The 20,191-nt window shown below is 52.5% G+C and carries 21 protein-coding genes; 8 read left to right on the top strand and 13 right to left on the bottom strand.

The window, feature by feature from the left end:
- Positions 1-257: 257 nt before the first annotated feature.
- The 3 genes from AYI96_RS03220 to AYI96_RS03210 are packed head-to-tail and all read right to left on the bottom strand — an operon-like array spanning position 258 to position 3,985.
- A complete protein-coding gene (locus AYI96_RS03220) occupies positions 258-1,301 on the bottom strand; it encodes an ABC transporter ATP-binding protein (RefSeq protein ID WP_186300008.1) in 1,044 nt (347 codons plus the stop codon).
- Positions 1,298-2,929, bottom strand: coding sequence for an ABC transporter permease (locus AYI96_RS03215; RefSeq protein WP_071477162.1), 1,632 nt, complete (start codon positions 2,927-2,929; stop codon positions 1,298-1,300). The genes AYI96_RS03220 and AYI96_RS03215 overlap by 4 nt, the downstream gene beginning before the upstream one ends.
- A gap of 39 nt (positions 2,930-2,968) precedes the next feature.
- Complete coding sequence (locus AYI96_RS03210) at positions 2,969-3,985, bottom strand: Fe(3+) ABC transporter substrate-binding protein (RefSeq protein WP_083399881.1); 1,017 nt, start codon at positions 3,983-3,985, stop codon at positions 2,969-2,971.
- 213 nt (positions 3,986-4,198) lie between these two features.
- Here AYI96_RS03210 and AYI96_RS03205 point away from each other — a divergent pair, with 213 nt between their 5' ends.
- The gene (locus tag AYI96_RS03205) at positions 4,199-4,654 is read left to right on the top strand and encodes a hypothetical protein (protein WP_052248282.1); all 456 of its coding nucleotides are present in this window, start codon (positions 4,199-4,201) and stop codon (positions 4,652-4,654) included.
- Here the strand turns inward: AYI96_RS03205 and AYI96_RS03200 are convergent.
- From AYI96_RS03200 to AYI96_RS03190, 3 genes are all read right to left on the bottom strand, one after another.
- A complete protein-coding gene (locus tag AYI96_RS03200) occupies positions 4,616-5,206 on the bottom strand; it encodes a glutathione S-transferase N-terminal domain-containing protein (protein WP_071477161.1) in 591 nt (196 codons plus the stop codon). The genes AYI96_RS03205 and AYI96_RS03200 overlap by 39 nt on opposite strands.
- 13 nt (positions 5,207-5,219) lie before the next feature.
- On the bottom strand, positions 5,220-5,969 hold the full coding sequence (locus AYI96_RS03195) for a ferredoxin--NADP reductase (RefSeq protein ID WP_144360986.1): 750 nt from the start codon (positions 5,967-5,969) through the stop codon (positions 5,220-5,222).
- A 113-nt stretch (positions 5,970-6,082) separates the two neighbouring features.
- Positions 6,083-6,661 carry a DUF5610 domain-containing protein gene (locus AYI96_RS03190; RefSeq protein WP_144360985.1) on the bottom strand — a complete coding sequence of 193 codons (579 nt, stop codon included), beginning with the start codon at positions 6,659-6,661 and terminating at the stop codon, positions 6,083-6,085.
- Positions 6,662-6,797: 136 nt separating this feature from the next.
- Here AYI96_RS03190 and AYI96_RS03185 point away from each other — a divergent pair, with 136 nt between their 5' ends.
- The 3 genes from AYI96_RS03185 to AYI96_RS03175 all read left to right on the top strand — a co-directional run bounded on the left by AYI96_RS03185 (position 6,798) and on the right by AYI96_RS03175 (position 9,134).
- Complete coding sequence (locus AYI96_RS03185; protein WP_144360984.1) at positions 6,798-7,304, top strand: phosphoglycerate mutase family protein; 507 nt, start codon at positions 6,798-6,800, stop codon at positions 7,302-7,304.
- Positions 7,305-7,313: 9 nt separating this feature from the next.
- Entirely contained in the window at positions 7,314-8,804 is a 1,491-nt protein-coding gene (locus AYI96_RS03180) for an FMN-binding glutamate synthase family protein (protein WP_039036008.1), read from the top strand.
- Between the two features lie 117 nt (positions 8,805-8,921).
- Positions 8,922-9,134: a hypothetical protein gene (locus AYI96_RS03175; protein WP_202932803.1), complete on the top strand. Its 213-nt coding sequence runs from the start codon at positions 8,922-8,924 to the stop codon at positions 9,132-9,134.
- Between the two features lie 13 nt (positions 9,135-9,147).
- Here AYI96_RS03175 and AYI96_RS03170 read toward each other — a convergent pair whose 3' ends face one another.
- Positions 9,148-9,417 carry a hypothetical protein gene (locus AYI96_RS03170; RefSeq protein ID WP_039036010.1) on the bottom strand — a complete coding sequence of 90 codons (270 nt, stop codon included), beginning with the start codon at positions 9,415-9,417 and terminating at the stop codon, positions 9,148-9,150.
- A 61-nt stretch (positions 9,418-9,478) separates the two neighbouring features.
- Positions 9,479-11,284 carry an ABCB family ABC transporter ATP-binding protein/permease gene (locus AYI96_RS03165; protein WP_144360983.1) on the bottom strand — a complete coding sequence of 602 codons (1,806 nt, stop codon included), beginning with the start codon at positions 11,282-11,284 and terminating at the stop codon, positions 9,479-9,481.
- A gap of 316 nt (positions 11,285-11,600) precedes the next feature.
- Between AYI96_RS03165 and AYI96_RS03160 the strand changes: the two genes are divergently transcribed.
- On the top strand, positions 11,601-11,774 hold the full coding sequence (locus AYI96_RS03160; RefSeq protein ID WP_096142315.1) for a hypothetical protein: 174 nt from the start codon (positions 11,601-11,603) through the stop codon (positions 11,772-11,774).
- Positions 11,775-11,812: 38 nt separating this feature from the next.
- Here the strand turns inward: AYI96_RS03160 and aroG are convergent, their stop codons facing one another.
- Positions 11,813-12,868 (bottom strand): 3-deoxy-7-phosphoheptulonate synthase AroG, encoded by a 1,056-nt coding sequence (gene aroG / locus AYI96_RS03155; RefSeq protein WP_039036012.1) that lies wholly within the window; start codon positions 12,866-12,868, stop codon positions 11,813-11,815.
- A gap of 524 nt (positions 12,869-13,392) precedes the next feature.
- On the opposite strand from aroG, the gene AYI96_RS03150 reads away from it, so the two are divergent.
- Positions 13,393-14,250 carry a hypothetical protein gene (locus AYI96_RS03150; protein ID WP_144360982.1) on the top strand — a complete coding sequence of 286 codons (858 nt, stop codon included), beginning with the start codon at positions 13,393-13,395 and terminating at the stop codon, positions 14,248-14,250.
- A 10-nt stretch (positions 14,251-14,260) separates the two neighbouring features.
- On the top strand, positions 14,261-15,550 hold the full coding sequence (locus tag AYI96_RS03145; RefSeq protein WP_144360981.1) for a DUF4785 domain-containing protein: 1,290 nt from the start codon (positions 14,261-14,263) through the stop codon (positions 15,548-15,550).
- Between the two features lie 193 nt (positions 15,551-15,743).
- On the opposite strand, the gene AYI96_RS03140 is transcribed toward AYI96_RS03145, so the two are convergent.
- The 4 genes from AYI96_RS03140 to glnK form a co-directional block, all read right to left on the bottom strand.
- A complete protein-coding gene (locus tag AYI96_RS03140; protein WP_144360980.1) occupies positions 15,744-16,973 on the bottom strand; it encodes a hypothetical protein in 1,230 nt (409 codons plus the stop codon).
- A 91-nt stretch (positions 16,974-17,064) separates the two neighbouring features.
- Positions 17,065-17,436: a hypothetical protein gene (locus AYI96_RS03135; RefSeq protein WP_233962956.1), complete on the bottom strand. Its 372-nt coding sequence runs from the start codon at positions 17,434-17,436 to the stop codon at positions 17,065-17,067.
- Positions 17,437-17,747: 311 nt separating this feature from the next.
- Positions 17,748-18,998, bottom strand: a complete 1,251-nt coding sequence (locus AYI96_RS03130; RefSeq protein WP_144360979.1) for an ammonium transporter — start codon at positions 18,996-18,998, stop codon at positions 17,748-17,750.
- 10 nt (positions 18,999-19,008) lie between these two features.
- A complete protein-coding gene (gene glnK, locus AYI96_RS03125; RefSeq protein ID WP_025011521.1) occupies positions 19,009-19,347 on the bottom strand; it encodes a P-II family nitrogen regulator in 339 nt (112 codons plus the stop codon).
- A 301-nt stretch (positions 19,348-19,648) separates the two neighbouring features.
- On the opposite strand from glnK, the gene AYI96_RS03120 reads away from it, so the two are divergent.
- Positions 19,649-20,191, top strand: coding sequence for a hydrolase (locus AYI96_RS03120; protein ID WP_039036015.1), 543 nt, complete (start codon positions 19,649-19,651; stop codon positions 20,189-20,191).

Here is a 20,191-nt window from a genome sequence, read left to right as displayed (position 1 = left end):
GCAAACAGCCAAACTCCCGATGACGCCGAGTAACAGCTGACGACATGAGCTGTTGCTGATATTCCGTATCCCTTGTGCGTCCTGCATTTTATTATTGCTGTGGTTATGCATCTCGCCTCCGCTCTCATCCCGGAGCGGCGCATGGGCGAGTCCGGGGTTCAGTGAATACCTATGGTGAATTCAATCAAACCGATTGTTTGGTATAACACAGAGACAAACAAATTATCACCCACAGCAAACTTATGAAACAATTGTTGTTAACAGCCATTACCGAACAACACCAGCGGATGTTCCAGTGTCGACAGCCTGACTCTCTGCCCTGGAGAAAACTGTACCTGATGACTACGGACCTCTAGAGTGACGCCCTCTTGCTGCACATCATAATGGCAAACATTGCCCAGAAAACGCCGCTCGGTAACCACGGCCAGCCCCTGTTCGTCGGGTTGTAACTCCAACTGCTGTGGCCGCAGCAACAACTCACCCTGCCAGTTCAGTGGCAAACCATGGGGCAAAGAGCTCTTAAGGCGGCCGATTTGAGTATCGACACAGTGCTCGCAGCTGACCTTGGCCTTAAGATAATTACCACTGCCGAGAAAGTCCGCCACATAGCGATTGACCGGGTTGGCATAGAGAGTTTCGGCACTGCCTTGCTGCACTATTTTTCCATCTTCAAACAGCGCCAGGGTATCGGCAAAAACAAAGGCCTCATCCTTACTGTGGGTCACAAATACGGCGCTGACGTTACGGCTCTTGAGGATCGCGCGAATCTCCAGCATCAGCTCGCCGCGTACCTGGGCGTCTATATTGGAGAAGGGTTCATCCAACAACAGCAGTTCAGGTTCATAGGCAAGCGCCCTGGCAATCGACACCCTCTGTTGTTGACCGCCGGACAACTCGTGGGGATACCGTTCACCAAGCCCCGGGAGCTTGACCAAATCCAACATCTCCTCGAGCCGGCTCAGGCGCTGCGCCTTGTTCAACCCCTTGACACCAAAGAGGATATTCTGCGCGACCGTCAAGTGGGGAAACAGGGCATAGTCCTGAAAGATCATCCCCACGCCACGCTCCTCTCCAGGAACCTGCAGCTTATCCGTGGTTACTGCACGGCCGCTGATATGAATTTCACCGGCGGAGACCGGCTGCAGTCCGGCAATGGCTCTGAGCAGAGTCGTTTTACCACAACCACTGGGTCCGAGCAGGGCGGCAATTTCACCGGCTTGCAAAGTAATGCTCAGCCCTTTGAGCACCTGCTGGGCGCCATAATGGCTATGGAGTTGCTTGACACTCAGGGTCGACATCAGTTGTTTTGCTCCAGCGAACGGTTGAGATAAATCAAGGGCACCAGCCCCACCAACACAATAACAATAGCCGCCAACGCCCCCTGCTCCAACTGCTCATCGGAGACGTATTGGAACACTTGGGTGGCCAGGTTGTGAAACCCGACAGGGCTTAGCAACAAGGCAGCCGGCAACTCTTTCATCGCCTCGATAAATACCAGCAGCAGAGCGGCAAAAATACCGCTGCGCAGCAATGGCAGATGGATTAATGCCAGTACTTTACCCGGTGTCTTGCCCAGGCTGATGGCCGCCATGTCAAGAGAAGGCGACAGCCGTTTGTAACTGCTCTCTATGCTGCCGATGGCGATGGCGGCAAAGCGAATACAAAACGCCAGCACCAGGGCGGCGATACTGCCGGTGAACAAGAGCCCCGGGCCTTGACGCTCGAACAGAGCGTAGAGATCATCAATTCTGAAATCGAGCCAGGTCAGCGGAATAAGCACGGCAATCGCCAGCACAGTGCCCGGCAGTGCATAGCCGGTACTGACCAGACGGGATGGCAGCATGTCCCACTTTCGCGGGCTCAGGCGGCGAATGAACACCAAGAGGATAGCCAAAAGCAAACACAATACACTGCTGATGGCGGCGACCATTAGGCTGTTGAGACTGTACTGCCAAAAGTCACTGTTCCAGCTCTGCTGCCAGTAATCCAAGGCGTAACTGCCGAGAATGACAAATGGCAAAACAAAGGCCAGCAGCAGCAACAGCGAGCAGTAGCCGAGCGCCAACCACTCACGCCAACCTTTAAGCCGGTAAGGCTCCGGCGCCTCAAGCAACAGCTGCTTTTGAAATAATTGTTGTTTACGCCTCGCCATACGCTCCAGCGCAAACAGAGTAAAAACACCAAGCAACATCAATAGCGAAATTTTGGCGGCGGCCGCCAAGTCACCATAGGCTCGCCAGGTATCGTAGACAGCCGTGGTCAGGGTGGATACCGCAAAATAATTGACCGTCGCCAAGTCAGCCATGGTTTCCATGGCCACCAGGGCGACACCGGCCGCCAGCGCCGGGCGCGCCATTGGCAGCGACAAACGCCAGAAACTCTGCCATGGCGAGCAGCCCATCACCTTGGCCGCATGCTGCAAACTTAAGGACTGCTCCAGAAACGCGGTGCGCCCCAAGAGGTAAACGTAGGGGAAGAGCACCAGCGACAACATCACAGTGGCGCCGCCCAGAGTTCGAATATCGGGAAACCAGTAGTCGGTTACCGATTGCCAACCAAAACTTGCGCGTAAAAAACGCTGCACAGGCCCGGCATAATCCAGTAAATCGGTATACACATAAGCGACAATATAGGCCGGCATGGCCAGCGGCAACAACAGAGCCCACTGGAACAGGCGCCTGCCGCGAAATTCACAGCGCGCCACCAGCCAGGCAGCAGGCACCGCCAAAAGCAAACTGCCGACACTCACCCCCAACATCAGCCAAAAGGTATTGGCTATGTATGACGGCAACACAGTGGCAAACATCTGCCCAAAGCGGGTTTCACCCGGTTCGAACGCCTGCATGACCAGCGCCAGCAACGGCGCCACCATTAAGCCGCAGACGATAAACCCCGCCCACGACCAGCCCCTGGAGAAGGTCAGGATCACAGCTATTCCCCCATAGCCTTTGCAGAAACGCCTTCAAGCTCAGAGATCAAACTTAACCTCATCGAGCAGTCTCAGCGCCGCCTGATGATGCTCTGCCAACTTGTAGACAGGCAAATCATCGGCTTTAAAGTCTCCCCAGGATGCCACCAACTCTGAGACAGGTACATCAGCCTTGACCGGATATTCCATATTGACCTCGGCATAGCTCTGTTGGGCGGCATCCGAAGACAGATACTCCATCAGTTTGAGGGCATCGGCCGAGTTAGGCGCATGCTTGGCCAGTGCCATACCCGAGACATTGATATGGGCACCACGATTTTCCTGATTCGGGAAGTTGATCACCGCCGCTTCGGCCCATGGCCGCTGTTTGGGATCTTGCAGCATCTTGCCGTAGTAATAACTGTTGCCGATGGCGATATCACACAAACCTTCTTTTACCGCCTGCACCTGCGCCCTATCGTTACCCTGAGGCTTACGGGCCAAGTTACTCTTCAGTCCCTGAAGCCAACTCTTGGCATCAGCTTCACCGTGGTGGGCTATCATGGAGGCCACCAGCGCTATGTTGTAGGGATGCTTGCCACTACGCATACACACCTTACCCTTGTAACGGGCATCGGCCAGGTCTTCATAGTTGATTGTCAGCGGCCCGAGGCGCTCCTTGCTGGAATAGAGATTACGCACCCTCATAGTCAGGGCGTACCAGTTTCCTTCGGGATCCCGGTATTGGGCCGGAATATTCTGCTTGAGTGTGTCACTTTCCACCTGTTTGACCAACTGCTTGTCCACCAATTCCTGCAAGCGGGAAAAGTCAGACGTCAGCACCAGATCCGCCGGTGATAAGCGTCCTTCACGGGCCAATCTATCGGCAATGCCATCTTTGGCAAATACAAAATTAACCTTCACCCCGGTAGCCTGACTGAAGTCATCCAGAATGGGCTTGACCAAAAACTCCTGACGATAGGAATAAACCGTCACCTCATCGGCGGCGACCACCGGCAACGTCAAGCTGGATGCGGCTAACGCACTGCCAAGTATCAGACCTGTCTTGTAGCTCATATTTTTCAGTACCCCATGTTGGATGAGTAATTTAATGAGAACTATTTCTAATCAACTTTATTTTCAGCCTAGTGCAAAAATTCTGGCAAGGGGAATACAAATGAGAACAGACAGAATGGCAGTGGCTGGGAGCAAAGCGATTGGAATCGGCCAAATTGTCGCAAACTAAACTAAACTGAACCTTAAAACTTATACATGGAGAGGGGAAGTATCTTGGATATTTTGGAAATCCTGCTGGCTGTGGTGTCTTTGCTACTGATCTTGTTTCTGTTCCGTCACAGGTTAAGACCTGAAAAGCGTCGTCAGGACAGACCCTCTGCCCCCAAAGAGAAACAATATCACTGTGTCTCCATAGTGTTGGCGCCAAATGCCTGCCAAGCGATAAGAGCGCTTGAAGGCAAGCGTTTTCTGTCAAAGGAGGCGCCCCGGCTCCCCTTGGCGGAATGTGACTGCAGCCAATGCGACTGCAAGTATCAACATCATGAAGACAGAAGAGTTCCCTTCAGCGATCGGCGACTGGACTATGGCATGAGCCGTGACCTCTATGGCGTCTTCGGTGAAACCAACCGCAGAACCCACCCCAAGGGCAGGCGTTACTCGGACTTGGCCAAACCGCAAATCACCGAGAAATCACCCAGGACGAGTATCTCGGAAACTCTGCCTGATTGATGCCGATTCCAGCCAGTATGCCAAGGCCGGTGCCACTTTACGCCAGTCGAGATCCGGATGACGAAAATCAAGGTATTCGAGTAGCACCAACAGCAGTACCTGTCTGGCATCGAGTGGGCCGCTCGCAATAATTCCCTGACGCTCCACCTCCATTAAGGCTCTGAGCAGGGCCTGCTCGAAACGGCCGCTCCAGAAAGATGAACGAACCCCCTCCTCTTCACGCATCTGTTCCTGCCTTAAGCCAACGGCGCTATCCAGCGCGCCTTTGAGCAGCGAGAACTGGCACTCATAAGCCCAGTTTCCGGGTGGTCCAAAGAAACAATTCTGGCCGAATTTGTCGTCCAGAAAGCGAGCTATGACTTCGCTGTCGAACAGTGCGGCGCCATCATCCAAAAGCAGACAGGGAACTTTTCCCAAAGGGTTAACCGACAGTAACTCGTCACTGTTATCGAAAGGATTGACCAGCTTTTCATCCAACGCCAAACCCAGCTCGCGGGCAATGACCCTGACCACGCGGGCATAAGGCGAAGCTGTAGAGTAATAGAGCTGCATCCAGACTCTCCTGTTACCAGTATTTTTCGACTGTTATCTGTCCTGGGGCACGGCGCAGGTTTTTGGCCAAGCCTTTATCGATAAGTGCCGCCGTAGCCCCCTGGATCATCCCGGGATTACCACAAAGCATCAATTGCGAGTCCTTTGCACTTATGTTCAGCCCGGCCTTGGCCTCTATCTCACCACTTTGCAGGCCATCCGGGATGCGACAACGCAACGCACCATCAAAATCTTCACGAGTGACACAGGGCACAAACACAAATTGCTCGGGATAGGCCTGTTGATAGCCGCGGATCTTATCGAGATAGGCAAGATCCCGCGCTTCTCTTACCCCGTAAACCAGAACCACCTTATCAAACCGCTGCCAAGGCTCAGGAGTATCCAACATGGAAAGAAACGGCCCCACAGCCGTACCTGTTGCCAAAAACCACAGGTGACGCCCCTGTAATTCTCCTTTTGGGATCTCATCCAAAGTCATAAAGCCGGTGGCTTTGTCTGTCACGCTAATACTGTCACCCGGCTGCAAAGATTGCAGATCCGGTGACAACTGGCCTTGATCTACCGCCACCGCCAGTATTTCAAGATAGTCAGTCCCAGGGGCATTCACCAGCGAATAGGCCCGGGCGATACGTTTATCATCCCGCAGCTGACTGAGCTTGATAAACTGGCCGGCAATAAACGGTGCTATCTCGGCGGCAATCCTCAGGCTGAATAACTTGCTGTTCCAATCGATACGCTCAATGACCCGACCTTCAGTCCACATAGCTTCTCCTTAGGTAACACAAGACGATTATTGCAGCATAACCCCATATTCAACCAACAAAAACCCCTCATAGTGAGGGGGTTATCTGCAGGTAAGATTTCGCATGATCTCGATTATTCCTGCTCTGTGCTAAAGCTATCTCTGAATGCCTGCAACCCTTGCTGTACCAGAGAGTAAGTTTCATCCACCCCAGTCTTGATTTCGCCTTCCAGCACCTTGAGCCCGGAGAGGATATCCGTCGCCTCTTTAAAGCCCTGATCTATGGCGCCGCCGATAACGTCCATAAAACCGGACAGCTGACTGTCAAAGTCCATGCTGGAATTTTGCTGCTGGTAGACACTGAAGAACTGAGTCGCAAAGCTAACAATTCTGTCGGCCGTGGCCTCGGGAGAAGTATCTATCTGCTGCTCCTGCACCTGCTGCAGGGCATTTTCACCCATGTAGGGTGCCAGTTCTTCATTGATGGCCTCAATCGCGGCGCGATACAAGAGACTCATGGGTTCGTTGCCACTATTGAGACTTACCTCCTCCTGCGCCGCCAGAATAGCGTTATTCATCAACTGCTGACTGACATGGCGGATGCTCTTGCTACTGGCGACTTCAGATACCGCCTTGCCATGATTACCATCCAGTTGTTGGGTCTTATCCTTGGCCACCTCAGAGACCTGAGCGCCATGATTGCGGATTTCCATCTTGGTTTCCTCGTATGAAAAGCGTGTCCCAGGTTAATTATCGACCAATTCAGCAATTAGTTTAGTGATTGTTTACCCAGGCCGATACTCGGGCTATGATCCCACATGTTATTTAAGTATTTGATAGAAAATAAAAATGGTAAGAATTTTTCTACTGCTTTGTCTTTCAGTGCTTTTTGGTTTGCCGTCCCAGGCCGCCAACACTAATCAAACCATATTCCTGGTTAGGCACGCGGAAAAAGCTCAGGGAAGCGATCCCGGGCTGACAGCCGCTGGTAAGGCGCGAGCCGAGACTCTGGCAGCGGCACTACAGGACACCCAACTGCAAAGGCTGATGTCGAGTGAGTTTCGCCGAACTCAGGAAACCCTGGGACCAATTGCAACAGCCAAACAACTCAGGATTGAGGTGTTTCCAGCCAAAGGCGGCTTGGAGGTTCACATCAATGCCATAGCTGATGCGGTCAAAGCCAGCCAAGGCAATGTGCTGATCGCCGGCCATAGCAATACGATTCCGGCCATCATCAAGGCACTCGGTGGTCCCCTTGTTAGTTTGGATGAGCAGCAATACGATCAACTTTTTATTCTCACCTTGGCAGAACAGGGGCCCACGGGCCTGGTAACCAGCCACTTTGGCAGTCAATAAGGATAGAAGATGCGCGAGCAAAACTGGTTTATGTGGGGCCTGGAACTCTTTTCCGGCCTGTTTTTGATAGTCGTCGGCTTAGGACTCTTGGTAATCACTTATATGTATATCGCCGATGTGATGCAAACCAAGCAGGCGGTGCGGCATAACTACCCTGTTGTCGGACGATTCCGATATTTCTTCGAGAAAATGGGCGAATTCTTCCGCCAGTACTTTTTCGCTCTCGATCGGGAAGAACTCCCCTTCAATCGTGCCGAGCGTAGTTGGGTCTACCGGGCGGCGAAAAATGTCGACCGCACCATAGCCTTCGGCTCCACCAGGCCACTGGAAGCCAACGGCAGCATACTGTTTATGAACACCGCCTTCCCCACACTGGATCAAGACGTTGTACCGCCAACACCTGTGATTATTGGCCCTGACTGCGAACATCCCTTTGCCACCAGCGCCATTTGCCATATTTCCGCCATGAGCTTCGGTGCTCTTTCTCGCCCAGCTGTTACCGCCCTTTCCCATGGGGCAGCCCAGGCAGGATGCTGGCTCAACACAGGCGAAGGCGGCCTCAGCGCCCACCACCTCAAGGGAAACTGCGATCTGGTATTCCAGATAGGCACTGCCAAATATGGCGTTCGCAACGCTGAAGGGCACCTGGATGATGACAAGCTCAGGGAAGTGGCCGCTCACTCTCAGGTGAAAATGTTCGAAATCAAACTCAGTCAGGGAGCCAAGCCAGGCAAGGGGGGAATTCTTCCCGGGGTAAAGGTAACCGAAGAGATAGCCGCGATTAGAGGGATCCCAGCAGGAGAGGATTCCATCAGTCCCAACGGCCATATCGAGTTTCATCATGTCGGCGACATTCTCGACATGATAGCCAGAGTCAGACAGGTGACAGGCAAACCCACAGGGATCAAAGCGGTCTTGGGTGATACTCACTGGTTGGAAGATTTTCTGGAAGAGATTAACCAACGCGGTCATGACTCGGCTCCCGATTTCTTCACCCTCGACAGCGCCGATGGCGGAACGGGCGCAGCGCCGCAAACCTTGATGGACTATGTTGGCCTACCGCTGAAAGAGAGCTTGCCACTGTTGGTCGATCAACTGCGGCGGCATGGACTGAAGCAAAGGATTAAGGTGATAGCCTCTGGCAAGCTTATCACCCCCTCCAGAGTGGCCTGGGCGCTGGCGCTTGGGGCGGATTTCACCGCCTCAGCGAGAGGGAATATGTTCGCGCTGGGATGTATTCAAGCGCTGCAGTGCAACAAGGATACCTGCCCCACCGGGATAACCACCCATAACAAGAAACTGCAACAAGGATTGGATCCCAGGGATAAATCCACCCGAGTCGCCAACTACAACAAGGCATTGCACCATGATCTGGGGATGCTGGCCCACTCCTGCGGGGTTACTGACCCAAGACAACTCAAACCACGCCACGTCAGAATCGTTACCCAAAGTGGCCTGTCGGTATCTTTGGATAAATACTACGCTCACTTCGATCAATGACGGTATTGTCACTGTCACCGAAGCGTAATAATGGTTAGATTGTGCGTTGCATCACAAAAGTGGTAAGATCTTGCGCCTAATCAAGACTTGCCACTTCCAGAGGATTTTGAAGTGAAAATGACATTTGTCAGTCAGGTCCCCAAGCCGGAAACGAGCAAAACTGCATCGCTCAGCTGCAAGAATTGCAGCCGTTTAATTGAGATTGAGGGAGAGATGCTCTGTTATCGCGGCGGTAAAATAACTGAACTGACACCGCTAAATGAAGCGAAAAATAGTTTCAACCTACTGTGCGACGGCTGGCAAGCCGACCGCAACCAAACCAAGAAATAGCATCAACTCAGGCTCAGCTACGCACTTCCCCTTGCGACTGAGCCTGCTTTCTTGACTCACTGATAATTCCTTCCAACGCCTCATTAAAGGGTTCTGCAGATACCATAGACAGAGTCAGGCCGCGGGTGGATACTCTCAGCCCGGCACGTAACTCGGTATGTAATTGATTGAGGGCAACATCATCCATACCTCGGGCCTTAAGCTCATCCGCCAGACAATTCCAATCTGTACGGACTTTGTCCTGCATTCCTTCAATATTGACCTGCAATACAATGTTTTCCATCTGTGCTGCCCCCATGGCTGACGCGACTTTGGACTTTCGAGTATGCGGCAGCCAGGCTGAATCAATGCTGAACTTGCACCGACTCATCTGACTGTTTTGTGTGCTGGATCCGCCATAAACGCGCGTAATATCCATCGGCGGCCAGCAGGCTGTCATGGCATCCGGATTCAACCAACTGGCCTTGGTGCAACACTAAGATTTTATCGGCATCCACCACTGTCGATAGCCTGTGGGCAATCACCAAGCTGGTATGACCCTTGGCAACTTCGTCGAGCGCCTTGAGAATTGCCCGCTCGGAGCGGCTGTCCAGTGATGAGGTGGCCTCATCGAAGATCAGTATCGGCGAGCGCTTCAATATCGCCCTGGCAATTGCCACTCGCTGCTTTTCACCGCCAGAGAGTTTCATGCCTCTCTCACCCACCTTGGTCTGGGCCTGCTGCGGTAATGCCTCAACAAACTGCTTAAGGTGGGCCAACTCTATCGCCTGCCAGATTTCGGCGTCCGAAGCATCGGGGCGGCCATAGCGAATATTCTCAAACAGAGTATCGTTAAACAGCACAGTATCCTGAGGTACTATGGCAATGGCTCGGCGCAGTGCATCTTGGGTCATATCGCGAATATCGATACCATCGACCCGAATCGCTCCTTGGCTGACATCGTAAAAGCGGAACAACAAGCGCACCAACGTCGATTTACCGGCGCCGCTTTCACCCACGACAGCCACCTTCTGCCCGGGCTCTATCTCAAAACTCACGCCCTTGAGTATCTGCCTGTCACCATAGCCAAAGCCAACCGAGTCAAAACTGATTCGGCCCTCTGTCGGCACGATATCCTTGGCCGCTGGGTTGTCTTTTACCAGCGGAGTCTTATCCAGCAGCGAGAACATCCTCTCTATATTGGCCAAAGCACCCCGAATTTCACGATACACAAAACCCAGGAAGTTGAGCGGCATAAAGAGTTGCATCATAAAGGCGTTGATCAATACAAAGTCACCCACAGTCATCTGTCCACGGGTCACTTCAAAGGCCGCCAGCCCCAGCATTAAAGTCATGGCGACAGCAATAATGGTGGCCTGACCGGCATTGAGGGCGAACAACGACAGACGATTCTTGCGCTTGGCCACCTCCCAGTCTGCCAACGCCTTGTCATACTCATTCGCCTCATAGGCTTCATTGTTGAAGTATTTGACGGTTTCATAGTTAAGCAGGCTATCGATAGCGCGGGTGTTGGATACCGAGTCGGCCTTCGCCGCCTCACGGACATAAGAGGTACGCCACTCAGTCGTCACAACAGAAAACAAACCGTAGGCCAGCACGGAACAGAAGGTTATCAGCGCAAACCAGATACCATAATTCCACAGTAAAATGGCCACCACCATCAGGATTTCCAACAAGGTGGGTACTATGTTGAACACCATAAAACGCATCAGAAAACTGATGCCGCTGGTGCCGCGCTCTATGTCCCGCGATAATCCGCCGGTGCGCCTGTCGAGGTGAAAACCGAGATCCAGCCGGTGCAGATGTTCAAATACCTGCAATCCCAGGCGTCGTATCGCCCTCTCGGTCACTCGGCCAAAGAGGGTATCCCTGATCTCCCCGGTGAGCGCATTGACTAATCTCAAGCTGCCATAAGCCAAAACCAGCGCTATAGGCACGGCCAACAGCTGCGCCGTTTGGGCGCTCCCCAAGTCATCAACCAAATGCTTCAACAGGAAAGGCAAACCGACACTGGCGAGTTTTCCCACAACAAGACACAGCAGCGCCAGGATAATCCGGCCCTTGTATTCCAACAGATAGGGCCAGAGAAGTTTGAGCACTTGCCAGTTGAGCTTATCGACGGGACCTTCAAGGTAAAGAGTTGGACGCATACATCTTGCCAGGAGAAAAGAGTGTTCCGAGTGTAGCAGTGAGTGGGGCCCAAGTCTGCGATCTGTTTGGCTGACCGCCCGGAAATAATCATCAGAAGCAGCACTTTAGAATGACAAAAATAACATTTAACCTAGACTAAATGGCTAGCAACGGAATTTTTATCGCCAAAATTCCTCCAAAGAGCGGAAAGATGGTTATGCATGAAAAAAGAATTTGCTACTCTTTCCTGCTAAGTACGGGCGGCAACGAGTGTTCAAAAATGTCAAACAAACCGGTCCGCACCGATTTTTTACTGTATCTGTTGAAGGAAATCTTATGTTGGATTCAAAAGTTCAATACCCGCCCCTGCCACTGATCCAAACCTGGGTATGGATGATGATCGAATCAGGCAACCCCGAGATCCAGGAAAAAGGCCGTAACAATCTGATAGCTTCCTTTGGCAGCCTGGCCAAGGCCAACGAATACCTGGCACAGCAAGCCCAAAAGTAAAGGCGCCAATGGCGCCTTTAACCCTATAATATTGACGCTCAACCCTGACGGCGCTTCAGCACGCTGTCATTGAGCATTGACAGCAGTTTCTCTGTATCATCCCAACCGATACAGGCGTCGGTAATACTTTGCCCATAACAGAGAGGATGCCCGGGATTAAGATCCTGACGCCCTTCCACCAGATGACTCTCCACCATCACTCCGAAAATCGCCTGCTGTTTAGCGGCAATCTGGCCGCAGACATCTTCAGCCACCAACATCTGACGCCGGAAGTCTTTACTGGAATTGGCATGACTGAAGTCAATCATCACCTTAGGTTTCAGGCCAACCTTCTCAAGCTGAGAACATATCCGGTTCACATGAGCTGAGCTGTAGTTAGGTTCGCGTCCACCACGCAGAATGATATGGCAGTCATCATTACCCTTGGTTGACACAATTGCCGAATGACCAAACTTAGTCACCGACAGAAAATGGTGGGGCGCGCTAGCGGCCCCAATGGCATCTATCGCCACCTTGATGGTGCCATCTGTGCCGTTTTTGAATCCCACAGGACAAGACAGGCCCGATGCCAACTCGCGGTGAACCTGAGACTCTGTGGTACGGGCGCCGATGGCGCCCCAACACATGAGGTCGGCCATATATTGCGGGGTAATCATATCGAGAAACTCACCCGCGGTTGGTACCTGGCTGTCATTCAATTCCAGCAGCAGTTTGCGGGCAGTTCTCAGGCCGTCGTTGAGCTTGAAGCTGTTATCCATGTAGGGATCGTTAATCAGCCCCTTCCAGCCCACTGTCGTTCTGGGTTTCTCGAAATAGACCCGCATCACCACTTCCAACTGATCCTGATAGGCCGTTCTGAGTTTGGCCAAACGCGCACCATATTCCAGGGCGGCCTCAGGGTCGTGAATAGAGCATGGGCCTATCACCACCAGCAGGCGATCGTCCTGTCCATGCAGGATTTTGTGAATATTCTTCCTGGCTTTAAAGACGGTGGATGAGGCGCGTTCGGTTGCCGGAAATCGTTCCAGAATGGCTATCGGTGGCAGTAACTCTTTAACTTCATTAATCCGTACATCATCATTCTGGTAATACATAAACGTCACACAGCTCCGGCTATTGATAAGAATCTCTTGTTTTGAATAACAGTTTCAATCTATCCGCTATATTCAACCAATGCAATTAACTTATATGGATTTCTCTGCAATTCATGTTATTTCTTATTTTTTGTATGATAATCCCTGCCTTCCAATGAGAAATTCCCTAAACACAGCCTTGTTGATAAACAAACCACCAACACCACCTTTCAATCAAGGATTAGCCCTTATCGCTACAAGCTCTCACATGGTTTGAATCAAACCCTATTGAATTCCTATTTATAGGCAAGTAACTCATTTATAGAGTGCGCTCAAAAGTGGCTCCCACCTCTCATGATCAACAGTTATATTTAACTAAAAAACCAATAAATTCCTACATATACAACTACCCATTCCAATTGGCTTAACCTAGCCAATATTTCAGTAATTGACTTGCCGCAAGCAAACATTACAACTAACTTGATTAGCGGATAAGCATATTTATCCATTCACAAAATAATGATAATCAACAAGAGAAATGCGACATGAAAATATCCACCACCCTGATGATGTTGGGTCTTTGTAGTGTCTGCTCCCTGAGTCATGGCGCCACCGGCGTCGCCTTTGTCCATGGAACAGGAAAACAAACCGATGCCCTGAACGATTACTGGACCCGCGAGTTTGTCGATTCAGTTCGTCAAGGTATCAGCACCCCGAGTAACTATCAGGTCATCAACTGTGACTTCGAGCAATATATGTGGGATGAGGCCGCTGCCGGCTGTTTGGTCGATCAGCTGCTGAGCTTTATCAACGCCCGCAATCTGGATCAACTGATCCTTATCACCCACTCCAATGGCGGCAACATAGTGCGCTGGGTCTTGTCCAATCCCACCTGGGATGGACGTTATCCAGCTGTGATCAACAGCATCAGCCGAGTGATAGCGCTGGCGCCTTCCAGTGCCGGTACACCACTGGCCGATGCCGTCACTCAAGGCAATGTGTTTGAAACCAGTCTCGGCTGGCTGCTCGGTTACGACAGTGACGCCGTCAAACAGCAGCAAGTGGGCTGGATGGCGCAATACAACAGTCAATGGCTGTACGGCACAGCCGGGCGTCCTTCTCTGGGTAAGCCTTTTGAAGCTGTTGTCGGCTCAGACGTGGAATCGGCAGTTTGGGACAGCGACAGCTATTGCGGCGGTTATCAGTACCAGGTCGGGTTGGAGACCACCCAAAACTGGTTGGATAACTGCTCCGACGGTTTTCTTGAGTGCAGCTCCCAGAGTGCCGCCGGCAGTGTCTGGTTTACCGATAAGCAGAAAACCCGTGACAGAGAACCTTTGAGTCACCATCAAAGCCGCCGGGCCTGTTTTAATCTCGACACCCTTCTGCGCAATCATATCTGAGGAGGTAAGTATGAAGATGCATATCAGCAAGACACCGCTGCTGGCAGCGATACTCCTGAGCCTCGCGGGTTGCCAGGATGATGCCAAGGTAGCACAGAACCAGCAGCCCAAAAACCTGACCTTGGCCATGGCTCCGCCCCAGGCAAGCGATATCAAGGCTTCAGAAGAGCTGGATACAGGGCAATTGCCGCCCTTGAATACCTCCAGGGAAGATGTCAGCTTTGTCAGGGCGCTGTCAGGGGAGTATCAAGCCCAGCTGCCGGACAAAACCGCCAGTGCCAGCAGTGATGAATACTGGTTGATGGTTACAGGCGCCGAGCTTAACCAAGGCATAGAGCTGCCATTAACCCAAGGCAGCAGCGTTATCCGTCTGGCGCCTCGCTGGGATAAAAGCAGCGGCGCCCCGACGGCCCCCAAGAGCATTGCTCCGGACGCAGTTCAACTCAGCTCAGCCGCAGGCAAAACTGAGAACAAACGCCTTATCCGCCGCGCCGTAGACTCTGAGTCTCTGGCCAGCGCCGGAATGGATGATGACTCCAGTGCCCTGTTGCTGAGCTCAGATATCAAGCCCGGCCTCTATCGCCTGCAGGTCGCCGCAGCGCTGACCGCCACTGACAACTATCTGGTTAATGTCAAAGAGAAAGGCTCTGCCTATCGTCTCAAGTTAAGCACCCCATCATCACTCGAGGCCAACACCCATCTCGAGTTGGAGCTGGCGCTTGAGAACGATAAGGCCCTGGGTTCACCTCGTTTGGCCACTGCCCGGCTACAGCAAGCAAGCGGCGAGCAAACCCCACTGCAACTCAGCCAAAGTGGCAACGGCTGGCGACTACAAAGTGAGCAGCTGCCCATGCCCTCAAGCAATGCGGGGTTCAGTGAATTGGTGGTCGATATTGAGACCCTGGTGGATAACACCTTGGTACGACGTACAGTCAAGACCGCCTTCAAGCAGTTCTATCCATCGGCGCGGCTGGCACCCGAAATCAAAGTGGGTTGGCAAAATGGTCTGCCAAGCACTCTTAACTTTACGCTGGAGCTGGCCCAAAGTGGTCGTTTTGGGGTGTCGGCAATACTCACAGGGACCGATGCCCAAGGTCGGGAAATCGCCATACTTCAGAGTGAGACTGCGGCCTGGCTGACACAAGAGCAAAACAGTCTGCAGTTGCCTCTAAACCTTGAGCTAATCCAAAATTCGGGCTTAAAGCCGCCCTATGGTGTCAGGACCGTTGAGCTCAAGGATATGGGGCAGATGGCGCGCTTGAGTTACCGCGACAAGGCGCTGAGTTTCGATGCCCTTTAAGGCCAGCTTTCAGGCAGAGAGAAACTTATAACCAGAAAGCAACTTATAGCCCAAAGCAACTTATAGCCCAAAGCAACTTATAACCCAAAAGCAACAAAGCCCGATGCAGATCTCAGCATCGGGCTTTTTACCCTGCAACTTGGCTTAACCAATTGCGCCTTTATAACCCCGCTCTTTTAGCCAAGCTTTTGAATCAATGCCCTTCCATCGCATGCAACTTGGCCTGATAGCGTTTTTTCTGCTCGCCGTCACCGGCCAGCGCCAACGCCTTTTGCAGATTGCTCTTCGCCCGGTCGGAGTCCCCTTTTGCCCAGTAGGTTCTGGACAAACCAAAGTAAAACTCGTGACGATAATCCGCCTTCTCAATCGCTCTTCGATACCAACTCAGCGCCTTATCATATTGGCGATCCATGTAGGCTTGTTGCGCCATATCATAGTAGTAATAAGGATTACGGATCCGGGCAAGCTCCAGTACCTTGTGCACTTCGGCCCATTCATCCAGTCTGTCCTGGCTGCTCAGCATGACCGCCAGGTTATAGAGGGTAGTCATGTTTTCCGGCTCAAGCGTCAACGCATAGCGGTAGACCCGCTCGGCCATCTGTTCCATGCCCCTGGCGCGATAGAGCACCGCCAGGCTGTTGAGCGCCGGAATAAACAGACTCTGCTGTTGCAGGCTCTTTTTCAGCAAGCCGTATGCGAGATCCCAATTCTCATTGATCAATGCCTCGGCCGCCGCATTGTTGTAATACATGGCGACCACAGTACTTTGGCTGATCTTATTGACCTTATAGCTGCGCACAGCACGCTCGGGCAGGAAATCCACCAGAATGGAACGCTCGGTAACATGGAAGACCTGATTGCTCTTGGGCGGGTATAACTTGAGGTTGATATGACCATTGACCAGATAAAAGGCGCCTTGGCGATCCCAGACCGGAGGCACTTCCACGTCGCGAAATTCAACCTCTATCCCCAGTTGTTGCGCCATGGCCGCCGTCAGGATCACCAGTGACATGCAGTTTCCAGCCCTGTCATGAAAGGTTTCGGCGGCGGTGCGGGTATAGTTGTCCTGATAGCGAAAGCCGCCCTTGTCGGCATGGATATAGTCAGCCAACCACTCGTGGGCCAACTGCTGATTGGAGATGAGTGCACCGCGGCTATAGGCACCTCTGAGCAACTGCACCGCCTCGGGAGGCAAGGCGAATAACTCGGCGGGCTCGGGGATATTCCCTGCCTCTTTGAATTGGTTATCCTGAAACAGGCTGCCAAGAGCCATCTTGCTTGGCACCGGGGTACTGCTGCAACCGCAAAATAGCAGCAGCAAAACCGCACCAATTAAGCGACTCAAGATGGTAGCGGATAGAGCGCCAGAGAAAGCACGAGTGAGAGAGCCGGAGAAAGCGCTTGAGAAAGTGCCTGAGAACATAAGGCCTCCTGAGTTAAGGCTTCTTTACTGAAAGCTTAAGTCAGACTGGCCACTCCTGCCGCGCCAAAGGGTGACAAAATGTGAATATCCCCTAGTTCAAGCCTTCATTCCCGGGAGCGATAACTTCAGAACCCGGCTTGGGGATCCCTATATAGAGCTGCTGTTGCCGGTAAAGATAGGGGCGATAAAAATGGCCATTGCAGGAAAAGTAGCGATAGGGGCGCATGTAAGGAACACATATGGCAGGCAGGCTGCGGAGGATCTCCAGTTGTTGCTGCGAGCGCAGTAGTTCCTGCCACTCATGCTGACGCAGTAATTCATCCCTGACGGCAAAGGCATCGAAGGGCTCACTGGCATCACGAACCACCACTTGACCTGCCTCGGCATTGCCAAGCCACAGCAAGGTAATTAACAAAGCACCGAGAAAAGTACCGGTCAGCTTCATTACACTGAGAGTCTTCATCGCCATCCCCTTAGGCTCCAGGCTGTTTCTGCTTTCAGTCTGCCCCCAAGAGCGTCTGTCATCAAGCGCCATAGCCCCTAAATGCGCTTTTCCTGGCCGACTCCCGCCAAGCAAGGTAACAACAAGGCCGGTAACCCCAAAGCCAGCTCTAACCAAAAGCCACCTCACAAGAGATGGCTTAAAGGTGAAGGAAGCCTGCTTGATCTCTCAAGAACACTCATGGCTTATCAGCTGGCATTCTTGACTTATCAATTGGCGTTCTTGACTTATCAATTGGCGTTCTTGACTTATCAATTGGCGTTCTTGGCCTCTCAGTTGGCGTTCTTGACAGTTACAAACTCAGGATAGGCATCGATACCACAGTCCGACGCGTCCATACCGTTGTACTCTTCCTCTTCGGTCACCCGGATCCCCATGGTCACTTTCAAGGCGCCCCACACCAGCAATGACGCCAGGAACACCCAGGCAGAGATCACCGCAGCGCCAAACAGCTGCCCTGTCACACTGGCTTCGGCATTGGACAGAGGCACCATCATCAAACCGAAGAAACCGGCGACCCCGTGCACCGAGATAGCCCCGACAGGATCGTCTATCTTGATGCGGTCAAAGCCCACAATGGAGAACACCACCAAACCGCCGGCTACCAGGCCTATCACACCCGCCATCGGCAGCGAGGGCGACAAGGGATCGGCCGTGATAGCCACCAAACCAGCCAAAGTACCATTGAGTATCATGGTCAAGTCGGCCTTGCCCCACACCATCTTACAGACGATCAGTGCAGATACCGCACCGAAGGCCGCCGCCGAATTGGTGTTGACGAAGACTTTGGCCACAGCGCTGGCATTTTCGGCATCAGAGACCAGTAACTGAGAACCACCGTTGAAACCAAACCAGCCCATCCAGAGGATAAAAGTCCCCAGGGTTGCCAGCGGCAGGTTGGAACCCGGGATAGGGTTAACCTGGCCATTGGCGCCATATTTACCTTTGCGGGCTCCCAGCAGCAAGACACCGGCCAAGGCCGCGGCCGCACCGGCCATATGCACTATGCCGCTACCGGCAAAGTCGACAAAGCCGGCTTCGGAAAGGAAACCACCGCCCCAGGTCCAGTAACCTTCCACCGGATAGATGACTGCCGTCATTACCAGGCTGAATGCCAGGAAAGCCCACAGGCGCATGCGCTCGGCCACGGCGCCGGAAACAATCGACATGGCTGTAGCCACAAATACCACCTGGAAGAAGAAATCAGACTCCAGCGCATGGTCGGCGTCGGCGGCTTGAGCTCCTATCAAGGTGCTGATGCTCGGCAGCCAGCCACCCTCACCATTGTCCACATACATGATGTTGTAACCCACAATCAGGTAGGTGATACAGGCAATTGAATAGAGACAGATGTTTTTGGTGAGTATCTCTGTGGTATTTTTGGAACGCACCAACCCGGCCTCCAGCATGGCGAAACCCGCCGCCATCCACATCACCAGCGCGCCGGAGATCAGAAAGTAAAAGGTGTCCAGCGCAAAACGCAGCTCTGTGACCGTAGTACCCAATTTGCTCAGTTCTTCCATCTTCTCCCCCTTACAGCGCTTCTGTGTCTGTTTCGCCCGTACGAATACGGATAACCTGTTCCAGATCTGTCACAAAGATCTTGCCGTCACCTATCTTGCCGGTATGAGCGGCATTGGTGATGACCTCCAGCAGGTGCTCAAGATTCTCCGCCTTAGTGGCTATCTCGAGCTTGACCTTGGGCAGAAAGTCCACCTGATACTCGGCTCCCCGATAGAGCTCTGTATGTCCTTTTTGCCGACCAAAACCTTTAACTTCGGTGACCGTCATCCCCTCAATGCCTATGCCCGCAATCGCTTCGCGGACATCATCGAGCTTGAACGGCTTAATGATTGCGCTGACTAATTTCATCCAGACCTCCAGAATCGCCTTGCTGTATTGGTGTTATGCCAAAAGCAATTCAAACATTAGGCCAAAATGTTAATTTTTTGTTTTATAAAGAGTTAGTTTTTACGGACCAGGTTGAGAGCTGCAGATATGCACCAATTAAGTGCAAGCAAGGCTCAGGCGCACAAAAAAAGCGCAATCATCTACGACCTAAGGCCTATTGGCTTAAGCCCTGTCCTGTCGTTAACTGAATGTCCTTAGGTTTACTGAAGCAAAAGCAGGGCTCGTTTACACCTGTCCTAAGGCCAACCAGAAGGAGAACAAGATGTTAAAAGCGGAAGAATGTGTGCTGGTCATAGTGGATGTTCAGGGTAAACTGGCGCAGATAATGGACAAGAGTGAACAGCTGCATCAGCAACTGGCCATGCTGATAGAAGGCACAGCCTTGTTTGATATCCCGGTGCTCTGGCTGGAACAGTTGCCGCAGAAGCTCGGCCCCACTACAGAGTCACTGGCCGCCCTGCTATCCAAAACCACATCGCCGATTGCCAAGCATCACTTCAGTGGCTGGCACTGCCCGGCGTTCCGTGAGGCACTGTTGAGCGCGGGCCGCAAACAGGTACTGCTGGCCGGGATAGAGACACATGTCTGTGTCTATCAAACCTGTGGTGATCTTATCGAGCAGGGTTTCGATGTGCACTTGATAGCCGATGCCGTCAGCTCCCGCAGTGAAAGCAACAAACGCTTGGGAATAGAGATGATGAAGCAGCAGGGAGCCAGGCTCAACAACAGCGAATCTTTACTGTTTGAACTGCAACATCAGGCAGAAGGTGAACGCTTCAAGGCTCTGCTTAAGCTGATCAAATAG

The organism is Shewanella sp. MSW (assembly GCF_007636515.1).
GTDB classification, from domain to species: domain Bacteria; phylum Pseudomonadota; class Gammaproteobacteria; order Enterobacterales; family Shewanellaceae; genus Shewanella; species Shewanella indica.
Note: the sequence above shows the minus strand (reverse complement) of the source record. Positions and strands in the feature narration are given on the sequence as shown.